The sequence below is a fragment of the Catalinimonas locisalis genome (assembly GCF_038039535.1).
In the GTDB taxonomy this organism is placed as follows: Bacteria; Bacteroidota; Bacteroidia; order Cytophagales; family Cyclobacteriaceae; genus Catalinimonas.
The window spans coordinates 129,349-149,582 of sequence record NZ_JBBPHP010000005.1 but is presented as its reverse complement, the minus strand read 5'-3'; the positions used below and the strand labels follow the sequence as shown (position 1 = coordinate 149,582).

The 20,234-nt window shown below is 40.9% G+C and carries 20 protein-coding genes and 2 tRNA genes; 10 read left to right on the top strand and 12 right to left on the bottom strand.

The window, feature by feature from the left end; genetic code table 11:
- The first annotated feature begins 63 nt into the window (after positions 1-63).
- The gene (locus WJR50_RS09310; RefSeq protein ID WP_341292984.1) at positions 64-849 is read left to right on the top strand and encodes a pseudouridine synthase; all 786 of its coding nucleotides are present in this window, start codon (positions 64-66) and stop codon (positions 847-849) included.
- 835 nt (positions 850-1,684) lie between these two features.
- Here WJR50_RS09310 and WJR50_RS09305 read toward each other — a convergent pair.
- Positions 1,685-1,757, bottom strand: a tRNA-Phe gene (locus tag WJR50_RS09305).
- Positions 1,758-1,831: 74 nt separating this feature from the next.
- Between WJR50_RS09305 and WJR50_RS09300 the strand changes: the two genes are divergently transcribed.
- Positions 1,832-3,190 carry a 4Fe-4S dicluster domain-containing protein gene (locus tag WJR50_RS09300; protein WP_341293124.1) on the top strand — a complete coding sequence of 453 codons (1,359 nt, stop codon included), beginning with the start codon at positions 1,832-1,834 and terminating at the stop codon, positions 3,188-3,190.
- A 110-nt stretch (positions 3,191-3,300) separates the two neighbouring features.
- On the top strand, positions 3,301-4,068 hold the full coding sequence (locus WJR50_RS09295; protein WP_341293123.1) for a (Fe-S)-binding protein: 768 nt from the start codon (positions 3,301-3,303) through the stop codon (positions 4,066-4,068).
- A 59-nt stretch (positions 4,069-4,127) separates the two neighbouring features.
- On the opposite strand, the gene WJR50_RS09290 is transcribed toward WJR50_RS09295, so the two are convergent.
- Positions 4,128-4,823 carry an energy transducer TonB gene (locus WJR50_RS09290; RefSeq protein WP_341292983.1) on the bottom strand — a complete coding sequence of 232 codons (696 nt, stop codon included), beginning with the start codon at positions 4,821-4,823 and terminating at the stop codon, positions 4,128-4,130.
- A gap of 85 nt (positions 4,824-4,908) precedes the next feature.
- Positions 4,909-6,063 (bottom strand): serine hydrolase domain-containing protein, encoded by a 1,155-nt coding sequence (locus WJR50_RS09285; protein WP_341292982.1) that lies wholly within the window; start codon positions 6,061-6,063, stop codon positions 4,909-4,911.
- Positions 6,064-6,401: 338 nt separating this feature from the next.
- Between WJR50_RS09285 and WJR50_RS09280 the strand changes: the two genes are divergently transcribed.
- From WJR50_RS09280 to WJR50_RS09270, 3 genes are all read left to right on the top strand, one after another.
- Complete coding sequence (locus WJR50_RS09280) at positions 6,402-6,908, top strand: hypothetical protein (RefSeq protein WP_341292981.1); 507 nt, start codon at positions 6,402-6,404, stop codon at positions 6,906-6,908.
- Between the two features lie 104 nt (positions 6,909-7,012).
- Entirely contained in the window at positions 7,013-8,983 is a 1,971-nt protein-coding gene (locus WJR50_RS09275; protein WP_341292980.1) for a CHU_0125 family OmpA-like outer membrane integrity protein, read from the top strand.
- A gap of 127 nt (positions 8,984-9,110) precedes the next feature.
- Complete coding sequence (locus WJR50_RS09270) at positions 9,111-10,283, top strand: AIR synthase related protein (protein ID WP_341292979.1); 1,173 nt, start codon at positions 9,111-9,113, stop codon at positions 10,281-10,283.
- Positions 10,284-10,286: 3 nt separating this feature from the next.
- Here WJR50_RS09270 and WJR50_RS09265 read toward each other — a convergent pair whose 3' ends face one another.
- Entirely contained in the window at positions 10,287-10,838 is a 552-nt protein-coding gene (locus WJR50_RS09265) for a DUF6141 family protein (RefSeq protein WP_341292978.1), read from the bottom strand.
- 297 nt (positions 10,839-11,135) lie between these two features.
- Here WJR50_RS09265 and WJR50_RS09260 point away from each other — a divergent pair, with 297 nt between their 5' ends.
- From WJR50_RS09260 to WJR50_RS09245, 4 genes are all read left to right on the top strand, one after another.
- Positions 11,136-12,470 carry a dihydroorotase gene (locus WJR50_RS09260; RefSeq protein WP_341292977.1) on the top strand — a complete coding sequence of 445 codons (1,335 nt, stop codon included), beginning with the start codon at positions 11,136-11,138 and terminating at the stop codon, positions 12,468-12,470.
- Between the two features lie 109 nt (positions 12,471-12,579).
- Entirely contained in the window at positions 12,580-13,626 is a 1,047-nt protein-coding gene (locus WJR50_RS09255; protein WP_341292976.1) for an endonuclease/exonuclease/phosphatase family protein, read from the top strand.
- A gap of 73 nt (positions 13,627-13,699) precedes the next feature.
- Positions 13,700-13,775: transfer RNA gene (locus WJR50_RS09250), tRNA-His, on the top strand.
- Positions 13,776-13,943: 168 nt separating this feature from the next.
- Positions 13,944-14,144: a hypothetical protein gene (locus WJR50_RS09245; RefSeq protein WP_341292975.1), complete on the top strand. Its 201-nt coding sequence runs from the start codon at positions 13,944-13,946 to the stop codon at positions 14,142-14,144.
- Positions 14,145-14,182: 38 nt separating this feature from the next.
- On the opposite strand, the gene WJR50_RS09240 is transcribed toward WJR50_RS09245, so the two are convergent.
- The 8 genes from WJR50_RS09240 to WJR50_RS09205 form a co-directional block, all read right to left on the bottom strand.
- Positions 14,183-14,725 (bottom strand): NUMOD4 domain-containing protein, encoded by a 543-nt coding sequence (locus tag WJR50_RS09240; protein ID WP_341292974.1) that lies wholly within the window; start codon positions 14,723-14,725, stop codon positions 14,183-14,185.
- Positions 14,726-14,802: 77 nt separating this feature from the next.
- A complete protein-coding gene (gene coaE, locus WJR50_RS09235; protein ID WP_341292973.1) occupies positions 14,803-15,411 on the bottom strand; it encodes a dephospho-CoA kinase in 609 nt (202 codons plus the stop codon).
- Positions 15,401-16,387 carry a YbbR-like domain-containing protein gene (locus WJR50_RS09230; RefSeq protein WP_341292972.1) on the bottom strand — a complete coding sequence of 329 codons (987 nt, stop codon included), beginning with the start codon at positions 16,385-16,387 and terminating at the stop codon, positions 15,401-15,403. The genes coaE and WJR50_RS09230 overlap by 11 nt, the downstream gene beginning before the upstream one ends.
- Before the next feature lie 4 nt (positions 16,388-16,391).
- A complete protein-coding gene (yajC, locus tag WJR50_RS09225) occupies positions 16,392-16,709 on the bottom strand; it encodes a preprotein translocase subunit YajC (protein WP_341292971.1) in 318 nt (105 codons plus the stop codon).
- A gap of 22 nt (positions 16,710-16,731) precedes the next feature.
- Positions 16,732-17,283 carry a DUF1573 domain-containing protein gene (locus WJR50_RS09220; RefSeq protein WP_341292970.1) on the bottom strand — a complete coding sequence of 184 codons (552 nt, stop codon included), beginning with the start codon at positions 17,281-17,283 and terminating at the stop codon, positions 16,732-16,734.
- Positions 17,284-17,323: 40 nt separating this feature from the next.
- The gene (locus WJR50_RS09215) at positions 17,324-17,620 is read right to left on the bottom strand and encodes a YtxH domain-containing protein (RefSeq protein WP_341292969.1); all 297 of its coding nucleotides are present in this window, start codon (positions 17,618-17,620) and stop codon (positions 17,324-17,326) included.
- Between the two features lie 113 nt (positions 17,621-17,733).
- The gene (gene nusB / locus WJR50_RS09210) at positions 17,734-18,900 is read right to left on the bottom strand and encodes a transcription antitermination factor NusB (RefSeq protein WP_341292968.1); all 1,167 of its coding nucleotides are present in this window, start codon (positions 18,898-18,900) and stop codon (positions 17,734-17,736) included.
- Between the two features lie 88 nt (positions 18,901-18,988).
- Positions 18,989-20,107 (bottom strand): Glu/Leu/Phe/Val family dehydrogenase, encoded by a 1,119-nt coding sequence (locus WJR50_RS09205; protein WP_341292967.1) that lies wholly within the window; start codon positions 20,105-20,107, stop codon positions 18,989-18,991.
- Positions 20,108-20,234 lie beyond the last annotated feature (127 nt).

The following is a 20,234-nucleotide window of genomic DNA, read 5'->3' as shown; positions in this document are numbered from 1 at the left end:
GTATTTACTTTATCTGTTGAATGTTTGAGTATCTTAAAAGCCAAGTATTCGTAACCATAGCCTATGAAACCCAGAAAAAAATTCAATAAAAAAACAAACCCTAAAGAGTCTCCTTCATATCCTACTTCAAAAAAAGGAGATGAGTTGGTTAGGCTGAATAAATACATCGCTAATGCGGGAGTATGCTCTCGCCGTGAAGCAGATGGACTCATTAGCGCAGGAGAGATCAAAGTGAATGGAAAAGTAGTCACAGAACTGGGCACTAAGGTCAAACTCACTGATAAGGTAGTATATCAGGGCAAATCCCTTAATCCGGAAAAACTGATGTATGTGCTGCTGAACAAGCCCAAAAACTATATCACAACTACCGATGATCCGGATGAAAGAAAAACCGTGATGGAACTGGTAGCCAAGGCCTGTGAAGAGCGCATCTACCCAGTTGGTCGTCTTGACCGCAATACTACCGGTCTGTTATTACTTACCAACGATGGCGAACTGGCGGATAAACTGGCTCATCCTTCTAACAATGTGAAAAAGCTTTATCAGGTAGATATAGACAAGCCTATTAGTGATGAGGACTTTATTAAGATTCAGGATGGGATCACTCTGGAAGATGGACTGGCTCAGGTAGATGAAATTGGCTTGGTCAATGAAACCCGGACTAGTTTAGGTTTGCAAATTCATATAGGCAGAAACCGAATCGTTCGCCGTATTTTTGAACATTTAGGCTATACTGTGGTCCGCCTGGACAGGGTGATGTATGCCGGGCTCACAAAAAAAGATCTTCCCCGAGGAAACTGGCGACATCTTAGCAAGCAGGAAGTGATTCAGCTAAAGCATCTGAAGTAAAGGACAAGACGCTTTTGAGTTAAAAAAGCTAGCAATTTTAAGAATTAGGCATAAAAAAAAGGCGCCTGTCTACGCAGCAAGCAGCCTCTTTTATACACTACACAACCTAACCTAAAATCTATATATCTTTAATTTCTTTTCGGAAGTTAAGAGAAAAAGGAGCCACCTGTCTAAGGCGCAGATGACTTCTTTTGTACACTACACAACCTAACCTATATCTTTATTAAAGTTTTTCGTAAGGAAGATAAAGGAGGCGATCTTCATTTTCACGGACCGCCTCATTTATTATATACTACACAACCTAACCTATTTAAATATTCGTTGATCAGGCGAAGCATTTCTTCATTTCTTTTTCTTCTCTACTTTGCTTCACTTGATATATAACAAATGTACAAGGTTTGATTTTTTATATCTTATGTGGATGACTCGTTTGCATACATGTGTAATTTTACTTACCAGTATGAAAATGCTTTTATTAAAAAATATAACTAATTTAATTTTGTATTTTACTTATCTAATATAGCTTTTCTATGGCTGATCTGAGTTAACTGCTCTTCTCTTGAAAATCAGGCATTTAACTTTTTCCATCTACCAAAGCATTTATGAAGATCTTTTAAGATCTCACTAGGTTTGTGAAAATTTTTAAAGAATTCACCTAAATTTCTTTCACAAATTACATTATTAAAAATAGTATGCTTGCATACTATTTCCTTAATTATATATATTTGTTAGAGATGAGCGTTAAGTAAAGGCTTATGTATGGTAGCGTAATTTTTGTGCAGAAAGGAATAAAAAAGCATAAAAAAAAGCCTTTCCGCTATCACGAAAAGGCTTGTGGTGATGAGTGGGCTCGAACCACCGACTCACGGATTTTCAGTCCGATGCTCTACCAACTGAGCTACATCACCGTAACGAGGGTACAAAAGTAGAAGAATAATGATAGCGGCGCAATAGAAACTTGTAAAAAATTTAAAAAAGAATGATAGGACTTATTCAGCAAATAGCTTTTCTCCTAATATTGGCCATCGCCGGCTATATGCTCTACCGAAGAATTAGCAGAATCAGGCAGAACATATTACTTGGAAAAGGAGACAAGCATAATGACCAGCCTTCAGTGAGAACTAAGAATATGCTCCTGGTGGCCTTTGGACAGAAAAAAATGTTCAAAAAATTTATTCCGGCTTTTCTCCATCTCTGTATCTATGTAGGATTTATCGTAATCAACCTGGAGGTACTGGAGTTTGTACTGGATGGTATTTTCGGTACGCACCGCATCTTTGCTCCCACACTCGGCAGTTTTTATACTATCCCTATCAATATTTTTGAGTTTCTGGCAGTGGCGGTTATTCTCTCCTGTGTGTTCTTCCTGATCCGAAGAAATGTACTGCACATCAGACGCTTTGAAGCAAGAGAACTGACCGCCTGGCCAAAGCTGGATGCCAACCTTATTTTAGTAGTAGAAATTATCCTGATGTTTGCCATCCTGACGATGAATGCCACTGATCAAATTTTGCAGGACCGTCCGGATGCGAGTTACCCTGACACTGGCTATCTTTTTTTCAGTGGCCTGCTCATTCCTCTATTTGAAGGTATGTCTACCAGTACTTTGATATTCATAGAGCGCTTTGCCTGGTGGTTTCACATTATCGGTATTCTGGGCTTCGCTATCTACATTACATATTCAAAACATCTGCACATCTTCATGGCATTTCCCCATACCTACTACGCACGCATTGCCCCTAAGGGCAAAATGGATAATATGCCCGCTGTGACCAATGAAGTGCAGATCATGCTGGGAGCACAGCCTGAAAATGGTGGAGAGACTGATGCTGAAGAAGTAGGGCGTTTTGGTGCTAAAGATGTCAATGACTTGGAGTGGCGAGATATTATGGGTGCTTATGCCTGCACCGAATGCGGTCGTTGTACCGCGGAATGTCCGGCCAATCAAACCGGCAAGAAGCTTTCTCCCCGTAAAATTATGATGGATACCCGCGATCGCTCAGAAGAAGTAGGGAAAAGCTTGCAAAAAGAGGGTAAAGGCCTGGAAGATGGTAAATCTTTACTGGACGATTACATACAGCGAGAGGAGATCAATGCCTGTACTTCCTGCAATGCCTGTGTAGAGGCTTGCCCGATAAATATTAACCCTCTGGCTATCATCCTACAAATACGCCGCTACGTAGCCATGGAAGAGGCGCAATCTCCACCTGCCTGGAATGCTATGTTCTCCAATGTAGAGAATAACTTTGCTCCCTGGAAATTTGCTCCTACCGATCGTTTCAATTGGGCTGACGAACTGGCAAATGAAACCAGCGGAACAAAAAAAGAATCTCAAGAGTAAAACTGAAAGACATGATTGAACAAGAAAATAACATAACAAGCAATACCGCAAATAGCGAAACAGCAGAAGTTAGACAGGCTTCCAATACACAGCATATAGAGGTGCCTACCATGGCAGATATGTCAGCGCAGGGCAAAAAGCCCGAAGTACTCTTCTGGGTTGGCTGCGCCGGCTCTTACGATGATCGTTATAAACGTGTGACCAAAGCTTTTGTCAAAATTCTGCATAAAGTAGGCGTTCAGTTTGCTGTGCTGGGTCCTGAAGAAACCTGCACCGGTGATCCCGCAAGGCGGGCTGGGAATGAATTTCTTTTTCAGATGCAGGCCGCTTCTAATATTGAAGTGCTCAATGGATATAACATTAAAAAAATTGTGACTGCCTGCCCTCATTGTTTTAATACTATTAAAAATGAATACCCTGAGCTGGGTGGTAACTATGAAGTCATTCATCACTCTACTTTTCTTCAGCAACTGATCAACGAAGGAAGAATTAAGCTTCAGGGAGGCGGCTCTTTTAAAGGTAAAAAGATTACCTACCATGATTCCTGCTTTTTGGGTAGAGCTAACAATATTTATGAAGCTCCCCGCGAAGTGCTGGAAGCGCTGGATGCCGACCTGGTAGAGATGAAGCGCTGCCGTACCAAAGGCTTTTGCTGCGGTGCCGGAGGGGCACAAATGTTTAAAGATGCTGAACCCGGTAAAAAAGAGGTTAACATTGACCGCACTGAGGAAGCGTTGTCTACCGGAGCTCAGACTATAGCAGTAGCCTGCCCCTTCTGCATGACCATGATGAGTGATGGGGTAAAGAATAAGAACAAAGAAAAAGAGGTTGCGGTAAAAGATATCGCTGAAATTATTGCTGAAAACGAAAAGCTATAGTGTATAAAAAAAGAGCAGCCCGTTGGAAATTCCAGCGGGCTGTTTTTCTTGAGGAAGCTTTAATCTAACTTAAAGGTAATCGGCAATACCATCCTCACTTTGACCGGTACCCCCCTCTGTTTGCCAGGTTTCCATTTAATCGGGCTTTCTTTCACAATCCTCAGGGCTTCCTCATCACAACCACCGCCAATTCCTTTGATGATTGACACATCTTTTACATTACCTGCTTTATCAATCACAAACTGAACATATACTTTTCCGGTAATTCCATTCAGCACTGCAAATTTGGGATATTTCAGATTTTCAGCCACATACTTATAAAAAGATTCCATTCCTCCTTCTGGTTCTGGAAATTCCTCTACGATGAGAAATATTTCTTCTACCTCTTCTTCTTCAGGGGCTTCTTCTACATATGAGCTATAATCGTATTCTTCAATCACGGTAGATTCTTTGATTTCAATATCCAGGTTGATATCAAGATCAGTAATGATCACTTCTTCGTCCGGTACTTCTACAATGCTGGGCATGTAGATTTGTTGTGGAGGAGGGGGAGGAGGCTGAGTGGTGGGCGGAATATCCAAAACCTCTTCATACTGATCATCAACTGTATTGCTCAGTTGTACCAGATTATCATTATCATAGGTTTTCCACTCAAAGAGAGCAGTAACCATCAACATACTGGTAGTCAATCCTATACTGAAAAACAGACCGGACTGCCGATATATGTCGTATTTGGGATTTTTTTTCAGTTCCATGACTCATGCGGTTTGGCGGTTGTAATTTCTCTTTTTACCCTATGAAGTTCGCCAAATTATTTTCCAGAAAACATGAGCTATCTTTTCAAAGATTATGATTGATGTCAGTTTTTGAAATAATATCCTGCTTGTGGTCTAGATTAGCCAGTAAATCTGATAACAAAACATTAAAGTTCGGTTCTTTAAAGTGCGCACTACCCAATCGTGCAATAACCAACTCATGCGAGGGGACAATGAAAACACGTTGCCCTCCAAAGCCAGAGGCATAGAAAACATCAGGAGGCGCATCGGGTATTTTACGCGTCTGAGCCTGCTGATCTATTCCCTCGTTTAGCCAGAAATGAGCTCCATATTCATTAAAAGGGGCGGCCTCTGCCGGGCTTATTGTATAGTCTACCCAACCTTCTGGTAAAATACGTTCTCCCTTCCAGATTCCGTCCTGAGCATAGAGCAGCCCAAATTTTGCCCAGTCTCTGGCAGAGGCCAGCATATAAGAAGATCCTACAAAATTTCCACTGGCATCGGCCTCCATCAAAGCAGTTTCCATACCCAGTGGAGCGAAAAGCTCACGGTAAGGGAACGCTGTATAATCGTCTTTGAGAATAATGCGCAGCGCCTTACTAATGAGGTTGCTTGTACCACTGGCATATTGCCACTTCGTGCCTGGCTCATACCTGAGATGTTTAGCTGCCATAGCCCGGCCCACATCCTCACTGCTAAAGAGCATATTGGTGACATCACTCCGCCACCAGTATCTTTCCGACCAGGGGAGTCCGCTGCTCATTTGTAGTAGATGATGCATTGTAATCTCTCTTCTTTCTGTATTTCCCTGCCAGATTTCTTTGGGAAGAGGTTCATGCAGTTGTAAAAGTCCCTTCTTCACCATAATGCCTACCCATGCATTCACCACACTTTTAGCCATAGACCAGCCTGCCAAAGGTGTCTCTTTTTGAATTTCTGTTGCATAATTTTCTATTACACATTTACCACCTTGCATGATGACCAAAGCAAGCGTATGCGAGGGAGAAGTTTGCATCCAGGATGTTGAGCACTTATCCCAAAATCGCTTTTCTCCTGCTATGTAATTCACATTTGCCTCTGCATCCTTAGTTTGAATAGCTGGGTGGGCAATTGCTTTATCAGTAGACTTTTCAAAGGGTGAGCGCTTATGCAGCGTACAGCCGGTAAAAGGATGATAAAAGGCCTGCCTGGAAAAGTAGCTCGCTAAGCTAACTTTCACACTTTTATTTTTCTCATCTACCTTAAAAGAGGGGAATCTAAAAAGAAGAATCTTTAACTCTGTCTTTCTGATCTCCTCAATTTTCCTTTTACTTACAAAAATGCAGGAACATAGGTGCTTAGCCAAAAAGCCATTCAGGATGGGAGTAAGTTGGACTAACAGCCAGATAAGGGAACAAATAAAAAGCAGCAAAAAAAGGAGTACAAACATAAAAAAATGCAAGAGTTTGGGGTAGCTCAGCAAACGTTGTATGACGCAAAAGCGTTAGTACAACAGCAAAACATTCATTAAATTATGCGAATTTAATTCGTAATTTACTAGTTCTAATTTCATATATCATGTATATACCTTTTGAAGATATGCCGGCGCAAGCCAGAATCTGGGTTTATCAGGCGAGCCGTTTTCTTAGCCATGCGGAAGAAGAATACGCTCAGCAGTTGGGTCAGCAGTTTACTTCTGCCTGGGCTGCGCATGGTAAGCCTTTACATTCATCCGTAAAGGTTTTTCACAACCGTTTCTTAGTGATTGCTGTAGACGAAGGCTATAACATGGCGAGTGGATGCTCTATTGATGCTTCAGTTGCATTGGTAAAAGAACTGGAAGAAAAATTCAGCACGGAAAGAGAAAGCTTTTCTTTCTTTGACCGTACCAAGGTAGCTTTCCTTCATCAGGATGAAATATTTGTAGAGTCTACTGCTCAGCTAAAACAACAGGTTTCCGAAGGGAAAATCAAACCAGAGACTTTAACTTTCAATAACTTAGTAAGTAACAAAGAGCAGTTTGAGAAAGAATGGGTGATTCCCGCCAAAGATTCGTGGCTTGCCCGCTATTTTAAGACTGCCTAAGTACATAATTTACAGCGATTTATATCGTTCATCCTACATGGAGGCTCACATAGCAGTATATCTGATTACTGTTATACTATCAAAATATTATCATTCATAGTACTATGAGAAATAAATTAGCGTATCTACACTTTTTCGTGATTGCTCTCTTCTTGCTCGCCGGATGTAATGCTGGCAAGAGAGCGCTCGTTAAAGGGTTCAACAGTTTTGAAAGTGGTGACTATAATGTAGCCATTGATCATTACAAAGTAGCCATTGACAATGGCATGGAAACCACGCTTTCAAACTATAAAATTGCTGAGGCTTATCGCTTGAGCAACCGTCTTCAGGAAGCGTTGCCTTATTATGAGGCTGCCATTGAATCCGGTATCCCTGATACTTCGGCCGTGTTTCACTACGCCATGTCTCTCAAGCAAAATGGGGAGTATGATCAGGCTAAAGAAGAATTACAGGAGTACATTGAACTCTCAGAAGATACCGTACTGGAATATACCGCGTGGGCACGTCAGGAATTAGATAACCTGGACAGACTTGGTAACATCTTATCTAAAGATGTTTACTACGAAATCAAAAACGAAGAATATCTGAATACCGAAGGGGCTGAGTATGCTCCTACTGTTCATAGAGGCACATTTTATTTTACTACTTCTCGCAATAGCGAGAAAGTCTACAAAGCCACGGGTACTGGTTTTACCAATATTATGCAAGCCCCTATAGAGAACGGCCTCATCAAAATTGAGGATGCCCATACCTTAGGTGAAGAGTTCGCAGACGAAATTATCAATGAGGGGGCTATTACCTTCTCACCCGATGGTCGTACAATGGTTTTTGCCCGAGGCAATAGTGGAAAACGCAAAGGTACACGTGATGTCAATCTTTACATTTCCCGCTATCAGCGAGGAGAGTGGACTACTCCTGAGATCATGACCATCAGCGACCCTGATGCCTGGGATTCTACACCCGCTTTCAGTCGCGACGGAAACACACTTTATTTTTCTTCCAACCGTCCCGGTGGTTATGGAGGTAACGATTTGTATTCTGCAAGAGTAGATAACAGAGGTCGCTGGAGCAGTGTCCGCAACATGGGCGAGGTAATCAATACGCCCGGACACGAAATGTTTCCTTACGTCACTGACGATGGTAAATTGTATTTCTCTTCCGATGGTCATCCTAGCATGGGAGCATTGGACATTTTCGTGGCTATCCGTAAGGATGGACAAATTACCATTGAAAATTTAGGGCCTCCGGTTAACTCCACTGCTGATGATTTCGGTATGACTTTCACTTCTATCAAGGATGGTTATTTCACCTCCAATCGTGCTGAAGGAAAAGGGGACGACGATATTTATGCCTTTGTCAACAATGATCCTGAATTGAAGACCGTTAACTACTTCCTGGCCGGTATTACAGTAACGGAGGAAGAAGATTCTGGCGAGGAGAAAAAACTGGAAGATGTAAAAGTAAGTCTGGCTTTTCCTGAAGGTAGTGCAATAGAATCACAAAATTCGGGAGAGGAAGGAGCATTCAAATTTGCCGTACAAGGGGGTACCAACTATGAACTGGTTGGTGAAAAAGAAGGCTACTTCACTACCCGTGTTCCTTTCAGTACTGTAGGAAAAACTATTCCTCAGGAAGAACTGGTAGAGATGGTAACTGACACTACTTTTACCACCAAACTTGTACTGAATAAGATTGTACTGGATAAAGCAATCGTCTTAGAAAATATTTATTACGAATTTGACGAATCTTTCATCACCGATGCTGCGGCAGTAGAGTTGGATAAGCTGGTAAAAATACTGGAAGATAACCCTCAGATCAGCATAGAGCTTAGCTCTCATACTGACTCCCGTGGTGATAATGAATATAACCAGGAGCTTTCTCAACGAAGAGCTGAGTCTGCGGTTCAATATCTGGTAGACAGCGGCATCAATCCTGAGCGTATTACTGCCCGAGGATACGGTGAGGAGCAGTTGATCATCAAAAATGCTATGACAGAAGAACAGCATGAGATCAACCGTAGAACAGAGTTCAAAGTGACCCGGGTGGATAACAGCCGGGCAGATGCCTCAGAGTAATAATATTTGAGTTGAGATATAGAATTGAAAGAGGTTGCTGAGCTTAAAGTTTAGCAACCTCTTTTTTTGTTTCAGGCTCACGATACAATTTGTACCTTTGCCCTTCGGCAAAAGATTTGACCTAAACATGAGTGAAAGATATAACCAGAGAGGAGTCTCAGCTTCCAAAGAGGATGTGCACCAGGCCATCAAAAACCTGGACAAAGGTATTTTCCCCAACGCATTCTGCAAAGTAGTACCTGATATTTTAGGGGGTAATCCTGAGTATTGTAATATTATGCATGCCGATGGAGCCGGTACCAAATCATCACTAGCTTATCTGTACTGGAAAGAAACCGGAGACTTATCAGTGTGGAAAGGTATTGCGCAGGATGCCATCATCATGAATATTGATGACCTCATCTGCGTAGGTGCGCTGGACAATATCCTTTTATCTTCCACTATTGGTCGCAATAAAAACCTCATCCCCGGAGAGGTGATTGCCAAAATCATTGAAGGCACGGAAGAAGTATTAGCCATGCTTCGCTCTCACGGCATTAATATCATCAGTACAGGCGGTGAAACTGCTGATGTGGGTGACCTTGTCAGAACCATCATAGTAGACAGTACTGTTACCACCCGCATGCGCCGTGATCAGGTTATTACCAATGAACATATACAGGCGGGAGACGTGGTCATCGGGTTTGCTTCATTTGGTAAGGCTACTTATGAAGATAGTTATAATGGTGGGATGGGCAGCAATGGACTTACTTCAGCCCGCCACGATGTGCTCCATCATGAACTTGCTGCAAAATACCCGGAAAGCTTTGACCCTCAGGTACCCAAATCACTCGTATATAGTGGAAGTCGCCCTCTCACTGAAAAATTCGTGTCAAATACAGGAGAGCAACTGGATATAGGAAAATTAGTGCTTGCTCCTACACGCACCTATGCCCCGCTGATGAAGCAGGTGCTAGAACAATATCGCCAACATATTCATGGATTGATCCATTGTAGTGGAGGAGCACAAACAAAAGTGCTGAACTTCATCAATAATCTGCACATCATTAAAGATAATTTATTTGATACTCCTCCTCTATTTTCAATCATTCAAGAGGAAAGTAATACCGACTGGAAAGAAATGTACAAGGTATTCAATATGGGTCACCGTATGGAAATTTACATTGCTGAAAAGCATGCTCAATCCATTATTGATATTTCCAACGCATTTGGGGTAGATGCTAAGATAATCGGAAGGGTAGAAAGCTCAGATCAAAAGAAAGTTACCATAGAAGGAGCGCATGGTACTTTTACTTATTAATAGTTAAAGCACTTCATAATCATACAGCAGCTGCATAATCAGACGCTCTAGCTCTATAGGCTTTTGGGTACCAATCAATATTTTGCGTTCGTCGGATAGCTCCAATTGCAGGCCATATCTACCTTTAACAGTATAGGCCTTGCCACCATTTCCAAATTTGATGCCCCAACCTCCATATTCACTGAGCGCATCATACTCACGTATGTAGACTTCCTCTACTTCGTCCCAACGGATAGTCCGGAATTGCAACTGGAGTGGAAAAAAGCGATGGTGTATTCCTTTCTCGTTAATTCTGGTCTCCAGATGAGCTTTATAAATGAGCAGGGCAAAAAGCCCTAATACAACGGCTACAAAACTAATAGAAGAAAGTGTAAGCCAGTTTTCTCCAAATGCCTTCTTGAAGATCACCTGATGGGCGCCCATCAACACCAGGCCAGCAAAAGCAATAGCGAGCAAAATCCACATCCAGATTTGACGTACTTTTTGCACCTCTCCAAAATGTGACTTCGGTGAAGAGCTAAAAGTGGTCTTGGAAAAAACATTAATGTTTACCATTGCACAACAAAGTTACGAAAATAATATGCTCTGGCTTAATGAATACAGGTATAATTACCTGAGAATATTTGAGATTTTCAAGCCAAGGTTAGCAATTCTTTGTAAGGAAATAATGCATATTCAAGTATTTTATGGTTTTTGGCTTACCGCCTTACCTCGTATTTTTGTTTATTCTCTTTTCGGAATAAAAGATATAAACCAACCTTTAAGATGAGACCTTATTCTAAGGCTACGTTATTTTTTTTTCATCTGTCTTTCATGTAATATACCGACTCAAAAGAATAACCTTGACAGCATATGACTACCAAAATATACAACGCTCGTATCGTCAACGAAGGCAAAATTGAAGAAGCTGACTTACTAATAGAAGGAAAATTCATCAGCAGAATTGATAAGGACTTAAGCTCAGTGTCTGCCACTAAAACCATTGATGCACAAGGACTTTACCTTTTTCCCGGACTTATTGACGATCAGGTTCATTTTCGTGAGCCGGGCCTGACACACAAGGCAGATATATTTACTGAATCCAGGGCAGCAGTAGCCGGAGGTATTACTTCTTTTATGGAAATGCCCAATACTGTACCTAATACCCTCACGCAGGAACTACTGGAAGATAAATATCAGATTGCAGCAGCCAAGTCATTAGCCAACTACTCTTTCTTCATGGGTGTCTCAAATGATAATCTGGAAGAAGTGCTCAAGACCAACCCCAAAGATGTATGCGGCCTTAAGATTTTTATGGGTTCTTCTACCGGCAATATGCTGGTGGATAATGAAACTACGCTACGAAACGTATTCCAGAATGCTGAAATGTTGGTAGCAACCCATTGCGAAGATGAACAAACTATCCGAAATAACATGCAGCAGTTCCGGGAGAAATATGGCGAAGACGTATCTATGGAAATGCACCCTCTTATTCGCAGTGCTGAGGCTTGTTACAAATCTTCTTCCTTGGCCATTGGTCTAGCTAAAGAATATAACACCAAGCTTCATATCCTGCATATATCAACAGGAAAAGAAACTGGCCTTTTTGATAATAGCAAGCCGCTCAGCGAAAAAAGGATTACTGCCGAAGCCTGCATTCACCATCTTTGGTTTGATGACTCCTGCTATGCTGATAAAGGTTCTTTTATCAAATGGAATCCCGCAGTAAAAACCTCTGAGGATCGGGATGCTATTCTGAAGGCAGTACTTAATGACAAAATAGATGTAATTGCTACCGATCATGCTCCCCATACGCTGGAAGAAAAGCAGCAAAGCTATTTCAAAGCTCCATCAGGAGGTCCACTCGTGCAGCACAGCCTGGTTGCGCTACTGGAAATGTACCATCAGGGTAAAATAACACTGGAAAAGATTGTAGAAAAAGCATGTCATAACCCTGCCATCCTTTTTCAGATTGAGCGCCGCGGCTATGTCAGAGAAGGATATTATGCTGACCTTGTACTGGTAGATCTTGATAATCCCTGGAAAGTAGAGAAATCAAATATACTGGCAAAATGCGGGTGGTCACCTTTTGAGGGCCAAACATTTAAATCAAGCATAAAGCATACTTTAGTTTCAGGGCATCTAGCATATTCTGATGGAAAACTGAATAACTCTGAAAAAGGGATGCGCCTTCATTTTGACCGTTAATTTTTTTGAAATATATAACCCCTATTTACAGACAATTTTTTGGTAATAATATTGTTTATATTGTGCTTCCACGTATGATACTTTAAAGTACCCGCAAAGAGTAAAGACATTGATTAGAGTCATTAGTTTTATTACTGCAACGGTAAGCGTACTTGCATACCTTAGCCCTAATATCTCCCCTGCCAGCCTATGGATTACAGGTTTCCTTTCGTTGGCTATTCCTGTAATTCTTCTGATGAATATTATCTTACTCTGCTTTTTCCTGGTTAAGTTTCACAGTTTATCTCTGCTGCACTTATGTATTTTAGTATTAGGTTATCCATACCTTATCTCCAGTTTTTCTTATAATCCCAAAAATTCGGTAGAGGAGGGGCAAAAACGAATCAGCGTACTCAACTACAATGTGAGAGTATTCAACACTTACGCTTATCTTCAGAACAAAAATACTCCTGGTAAGTCAATGATCAACTGGCTGGCTGAGGCTGAAGCAGACATTAAATGCTTGCAAGAGTTTTACAATGACAATACTTCAGATGTCTTCAATACGGTTGATAAGCTATCTGGTAAAACACATCAACAGGTAATTGTAAAGGCGGCCTTTGTCAATCGCATTGGCGCTCAGTTTGGATTGGCAATTTTCAGTCGCTACCCAATTGTTGACTCGGGGGATGTTAACCTTGACGATGTACCTCATCAGCATGCTATCTTTGCTGATATTGATGTAGGAGAAGATACCATTCGGGTATATAACATTCATCTTCAATCTATGAGTATTGATGAAAGCAAGATTGGTGATTTTGAGCAAGAAAACTACCTGAATATTGCTAAGAAGTTAAAATTTGGCTTCATTGAGCGTGCTAAGCAGGTAGACAATCTGGTAAAACATATTAATGGGAGTCCCCATCCGGTAATCGTATGTGGAGACTTTAATGACCTTCCTTACAGCTATACTTACCTTACCCTAAAAGAGCACTTGTCTAATGCATTTGAGGAAGCAGGCAACGGCTTTGGCTTTAGCTATAACGGAAGACTTTTTTTCCTGAGAATTGATAATCAATTTTATAGCGAACAGCTAAAACCAGTACGCTATCATACTCATCGGGAAGTACCTTATTCAGATCACTTTCCTATCCAGACAGAATACACACTCGATTAAGAATTTTCCACAAAAAGAGGATTACTATTTGGCAATATGCATCGGTATTTCTACTTTTGTACCCTCATAATCTGGTGATTGTAGCTCAGTTGGTTAGAGCGCTGGTTTGTGGCACCAGAGGTCGCGGGTTCAAGTCCCGTCTTTCACCCTTAAAAACCGCTTTCATGAAAATTAAAGCGGTTTTTTTATTATATTTACCTTATAAGTGTTTGTGAGCAGGCAGCACGCAGCGGAACAAAATCATTATATTAATTTTTGTGAAAATGATGTCCTCCTCCAGGTTCATGTCTCTTTCTTTGAGGAACAAGATTCAAGTCTTGTATAGGGAGGGATCGTTTGTGGTGGCCATACGTTACTACAACTATAAGGTAAACCTTTACCTACTTCATGGATATTATGTAGAGGTGTTTTACAACCATAAAGATGACAAAATAGAAAAAATTAATCTGCTGGAAAGTTCTCACTCCAGAATGAAGTTTTACATGGATCAAATCTCTTTGCCAGAAGACCTGCTGTAAAGATCTCAGTAAAAGTTGTGGAATGTTACCATCTTATCTCAGATGGTAACATTTCCCCAATTCTCTCCTGACCTTATTCTGTTCAATTGGGTATGTGTAATATTGAAGCGTTTAGCAATCATGCTGAGCCTTGTCTTATTATTTTTTAGCAGCCTTTTAATTACCCTTACATCCGACTCAGTAAGCTTATAGCCCGTCGTTCTGCTGCGTAATATTGCAGGATTTTTATTGTTGTGTTTGGTCAGTTCTTCTTCAGTCATCCATTTCAGGTTGTAACGACTGTTATTTTTTTTGTCATAATCCAGGTGGACTACATAACGGTGATCTTCACTTGGGCGGGGCAAAAATGCCATGGCAACCAACCTGTGCAGGTAATGGGTCTGTGAAACTTTTTTCCCTAATCTCACCATTACGGAAAGGTATCCGTTCACATCAGATCCCTTCATGATGCGTCCTTTCTTTTTATCAACGGCATAACTTTTTACTCTGCCATGACTGGAAACCTCATAAAGTGCATGAGGCAAATCTGTCTCGAAGTCAATTTCTTTCCAGACCTCGTTTCTATACCGGTCTAAACTCATGATTAAAAATTTAGTAGTTAAAAAATGTAAATGTGGCGAGTAAAAATTATATCAATAAAAGTTTGAGTTTAAGGTTCTCAGGATGATATTTTAACTAACTGTTTATGAATTTTAAGTACTTTGGGAAGCATCAACTTTCTTTCATCATTATTGATGGTAAAGTTGGCCAAATCCTCCCTTTGCTTATCTGACCATTGTTTTTGCATTATTGCTTCTAGCTGTTCCTTACTTCTATGGGTGTCTCTAAGAAGAACTCTTTGTATTCGGAGTGCTTCCGGAGCACTGACATTAATGATTTTGTCAAGCTGCTTATAACTGCCCGTTTCAAAAAGTAAAGCCGCTTCCTTCAATGCGTATGGGCTGGCCTTATGGGCCTCTCGCCATTTCCTAAAATCTTCACCAACCCTAGGATGCACTAAAGCATTTAATTGCAGTCTTTTTTCTTCATCCGTAAAAATAGTTTTGGCCAGATAGGAACGATTAAGTTCTCCCCCTTGATTATATGCTTCTTTGCCAAACTGCTGAATAATTTGTCTTTTAAGAAGATCATCATGGGAAAGCAGCCACTTGGCACGTTCATCTGACGAATAAACAGGTACTCCTAGTACTAAAAAAATTTTACAAATCAGGCTTTTTCCTGATCCGATACCTCCAGTAATTCCTACCGAAAAAAAATTATTGCACATGCTCTACTCTCAACTTAGAGGGACTAATAGCTATATTTTTTGCAAATTCGGGATATGTTCTAAGGACTGGAGTTAATGTACTATCCTTTAAGTTCAATGTACGCAAATTTGCTACTACTTCAAAGTCAAACTCTTTAATTAAGTTTAAATACTCATTCTGTATCCAGAAAGTTACATCAACACGGTTAGGTGATAGGCGCAAAGAAGAGTCTGCAGGAAAGTCAATCGTTGTTACTTCTACGCTTCGGGTCAAGAGATCGAAAGGTGCAACACTAAATTCAACATTTACTTCTTCAGGAATTACACTTACTAAGTCAGAGGCACTATATTCCAAAGGAATAGTCTGCTGGTAGTCTGCGTTAATCTCATTCTCCGGATCAGGAAGACTAAGGTATAAAGTATCTCCGATATCCTGTAGAATAGTCATAGGCCCTTTCAAAGTAGCCCGGCCGGGGGATAGTATTACAGGAGAAATTAATTGATATGAATCACCCAGATGGATTGAAGAGGAGTCTAACGTAACTACAATTTCTTTTTCAGCAGCCTGATCAATATTTATAAACAGGGTATCAGTTACTACATAGTCCAGTTGTACATCTCCGAGTTGCTCGGCGAGTTGTTGGGAGAGTGATTGTCCTGTAATAAACTTGGTGCTTACCGGGTCCTCCAAAGGCACTTCTATAGGAGGAGTATCGAATAATAAGGTTTTCCGTAGTAGATTCCACCCCCCACCACTTACCTCTATAAGAATGTTTTCTGGCAGAGAACTGAGCACATAAGTACTGTCCTGATCATAATTAAAAGTCAGTGGATACTCTATGCGGGTATTGTAATTTTTATTAAGAGCACTAAAAAACCAGAAGGTAGTAGCTACCAGAAGGCAAAGCGTTACTACCTTGAGTTTGTCTTTATTGGAAGGGAAAAACTGCACGAATTTGCGCAGTTTTTCTTTAGTATTTATTCTGCCCCGGCTCACAGGATCAGGAGTTCGTTGCGTACTTCTTGCTGGATTCTAGTGAGATAGAGCTTTTTTCAAATTTAATTTTGGCTCCCCGGTCTACTTCTAATATAAAGGTATCATCTTCTACACTAATAACTTTTCCGTGTACACCACCTATAGTCACCACCATATCCCCTTTTTTCACAGCACTTATAAAATTGCGCTGATCTTTTTGCTTTTTCTGCTGGGGACGAATCATAAAAAAGTAGAAAATTAAGGCAATACCTCCAATTAGGATTAGGTTGCCGATAAGGCCACCTTGTCCTTCGGTGGCCTGTAATAGGATGGATGTTAGCATACTTATTTTAAAATTACTCTATCTATTTTCTTACAGGACCTGCTGCCTGCTCTCCTTTAGGCATCACATTACTTTTAATAGTCAACCTGGTAATTGTAGGGTTGGTATTGGCAGTAATGCTTACAGTTTTGTTTTGAATGCCCGGCTTGTTGGCACTGTTAAATTTCACCTGAATTTCACCGCTCTCACCAGGAGCTACCGGTTCACGAGGATAGCTAGGCACTGTACATCCACATGAAGCAGAAGCACTTTGAATAACTAGTGGAGCTTCACCAGTATTAGTGAATTTAAAAATATGCTCTACAACATCGCCTTCAGTGATGGAACCAAAATCGTATGAGCTTTCTTCAAACTCAAATTTAGGTGCATCTCCCTGAGGAGCATCGGTTTCAGGTTGACTTATTTGCTTAGTTAGTGCAGCTGTTTTAGAGGCTGATGCAGGAGTCTTAGACTCAAGCTCGGAAACTCTCTGTTCCAAATCAGCTACTTTCTCTTCTAATGCAGCATTATTACAGGACGTAAGTATCAGCCCCGCTGAGAAAAAAGCCAATACACTAATTTTCAGTCTTTTCATCGTGATTGTATTTATGTATGAAAACAGTATTAACGGTTAATTACTTTTTAATCTGGCCGAGCAGATTATCAACATCATCTAACAATTGCTTGGCTTTTTCTCTGGCATCATTAATGACACGCTCACCATCAGACTTGGCCACGCTCTCAGGAAGTTGTTCTTTAGAACGAACCAGGTCAGATAACAGTTCCTCCAATTTGCCTTTGTACTTCTCTAGCCTGAAGGTTACTCTATCTCTGGTATTAATACCCGAATCAGGGGCGTATAGAATTCCTACTAGTGTACCGGCTAGCAAACCGGAAAAAAACACCAACAAACTACTACCCGTTTTGCTCATAATTATTTTACTTTTAGTCTTCTTGTTTCAAATTTACATAAAATTACAAAGGACTTTCCATCCTTGCCAACGATTAGGGTGCTATTAATACGCTAATATGTAATAAATATTACCTATTGGTTATCAATAAGACCTCTTCCGCTTTTATGTATCATATTTCTCTCCTGCAACTCCTGGGCAATCACATCCAGCATACCATTAACAAACTGTTTGCTTTTGTGCGTGCTGTAGTTTTTGGAGAGGTCAATATATTCATTGATCGTAACCTTAACCGGAATACTTCTGAAGTGGATCATTTCAGCTATCGCCATTTTAATCACAATACTGTCCAGGTTTGCGATTCGTTCTACTGACCAGTTTTTAGATTTTTCCCTGATGAGCTGTTCATATTCCAAATCGTTTTTAATAGTCACTTTGTATAACTCTATAAGAAAGTCTCTATCTTCCTCCCAGTTAGGCGTAAGCTCTACAATCTCTATTCCTTCAGCGTCAGCATTAACAGACTTCACACTTTTGTTGACCATACTTTTGATCGCTTTGCTATTCTCTGCCCAGTTGATGTCACTTTCTTCAAATACATTGGCGATTGGCTCACTTTTCAGGATGATATTATTAAAGATATAGCGTACAATATTAATATCATCTTCCAGCGTGGGCTGAGCAAGAAGCTGATACTTCTTAAACTCTTCATCCGTTTTGACACTATTCTTATACCACTGCCGGATTTCTACGGTATAACTATTCCAGTTGAGCTTTTTCTCCTCAAGTTGCTGATGCAAAGGCCTGCTATCTCTGATTGCCTGAATCACCTTATTCAGATAAAAATTGGTATGTACCTCTTGCACCTGAGGTTGGGAAGCAAAGGTCTGCTGCTTACGTTGGTCGCGATGCGACTCTTCTGCCAACTCCAGTAACAACAGTAAAAACAAACGATAATGATCGGCAATCCTTTCGGTGGCACTGAGCATTTGGTTAAGCAAAAACTCTTCGTCTTTGCGGCACTGTTTTTCGTAACGGCTGATGGCTTCTTTCACTACCTTCTGATGCTTTTCCTCAGCTTCTCGCAAAGGTTTGTGCTGAAAAAAGTCTTCCAGCAGTTGGGTAGCAACTGTCCTCTCTTCGGCAAGCTTCTGCTTATCCTGCACCTCCATGGAGTTGAGATCCGGTTCATAAGCATCATGTATATACTGAAATGCCAACTCATAATTTGAGCGTTGACACTGTTTATAAGCATATACATGTTGCATTGCTTTAGCTCTTAATATTCTTCTGTTTAGCATGATTTTATTTGATAATACGCGAGTAGCTGACTAGTAACACTGATCTCACACAAAAAATTTACTTTTTTAAAAAGTTTAGAGAGTCAATTTAAAGGGTATGGCTTAGTTGGCCTACAGCAGCGATTCGCTGCTCTGCCATTTGCATAGCTACAAACTGCGCATTTTTCTTCTGGGCTGAAGCTTCTTTTAATACCTCCAGACATTTATCATATATTCGTTCTGCCTTCTGATACAGGTAGTCTTTATGGAATTCTCCAAAATATTCAGCAGCTACCGCCATGATACCTCCTGCATTAACCAAAAAATCAGGCGCATAAACGATTCCTTTTTCCATCAGCATTTGTCCGTGCTTCTTTTCTTCTTCCAACTGGTTATTGGCTCCCCCGGCTATAGCCTGGCATTTTAGTAAAGGAATGCTTTCATCATTAAGTGTAGCTCCGAGAGCACAGGGGGCATAAATATCCGTTTCAATCTCAAAAATATGCTCATGATTTACGACCTGAGCGCCATACTCGCGAGAGGCAGTTTGCAACCTATCCTCCTCCACATCGGAAACAAAAACTTCACAGCCCTCTTTGATAAGGTACTCCACCAGTTTCATACCCACTGCTCCTACGCCTTGCACCATTATTTTTTTGTTCTCCAAGGCGTCTGTACCAAAGGCCTGCTTAGCTGCTGCCTTTATACCCATGTATACGCCGAAGGCAGTAATGAGCGAAGATGAACCTCCACCTCCCAGCATTTCCGGTAAGCCCGTAACATGAGAAGTTTCCATACGGATATATTCCAGATCGCGAGTACTGATATTTACATCTCCGGCAGTTACATATTTACCATTCAGGCTCTCTACAAACTTGCCAAACCTGCGCAGGTAAGCCTCTGACTTCAGCTTTTTAGCATCCCCAATTAACACTGCTTTGCCGCCCCCTACATTAAGTCCTGAAATGGCCGACTTGTAGGTCATACCCCGCGATAAGCGTAAGGCATCTATCACCCCTTCTTCATGCGTAGCGTAATTCCACATGCGGGTGCCCCCCATCGCAGGGCCTAGTACAGTAGAATGGATACCAATTACTGCTTTGAGACCAGTAGCTTTATCATAGCATTGTACCAACTGTTCATGGCCGTATTGAGCCATAATCCCAAACACGTCAAGCGCTTTACTTTTTGGATTCTCCGATACACTTTCTACTGTTTTTACTTTCATTATTCTTGCACGCTGCTTAAAAATTGCGGAGGTTTCGATCTTAAAAAAACTAGGGTTTTGCTGAAAAGCACTACAAAAGTAGATTTTTTTCAGAAGTATACCAATTTACAATTCTGATCAAAGAACC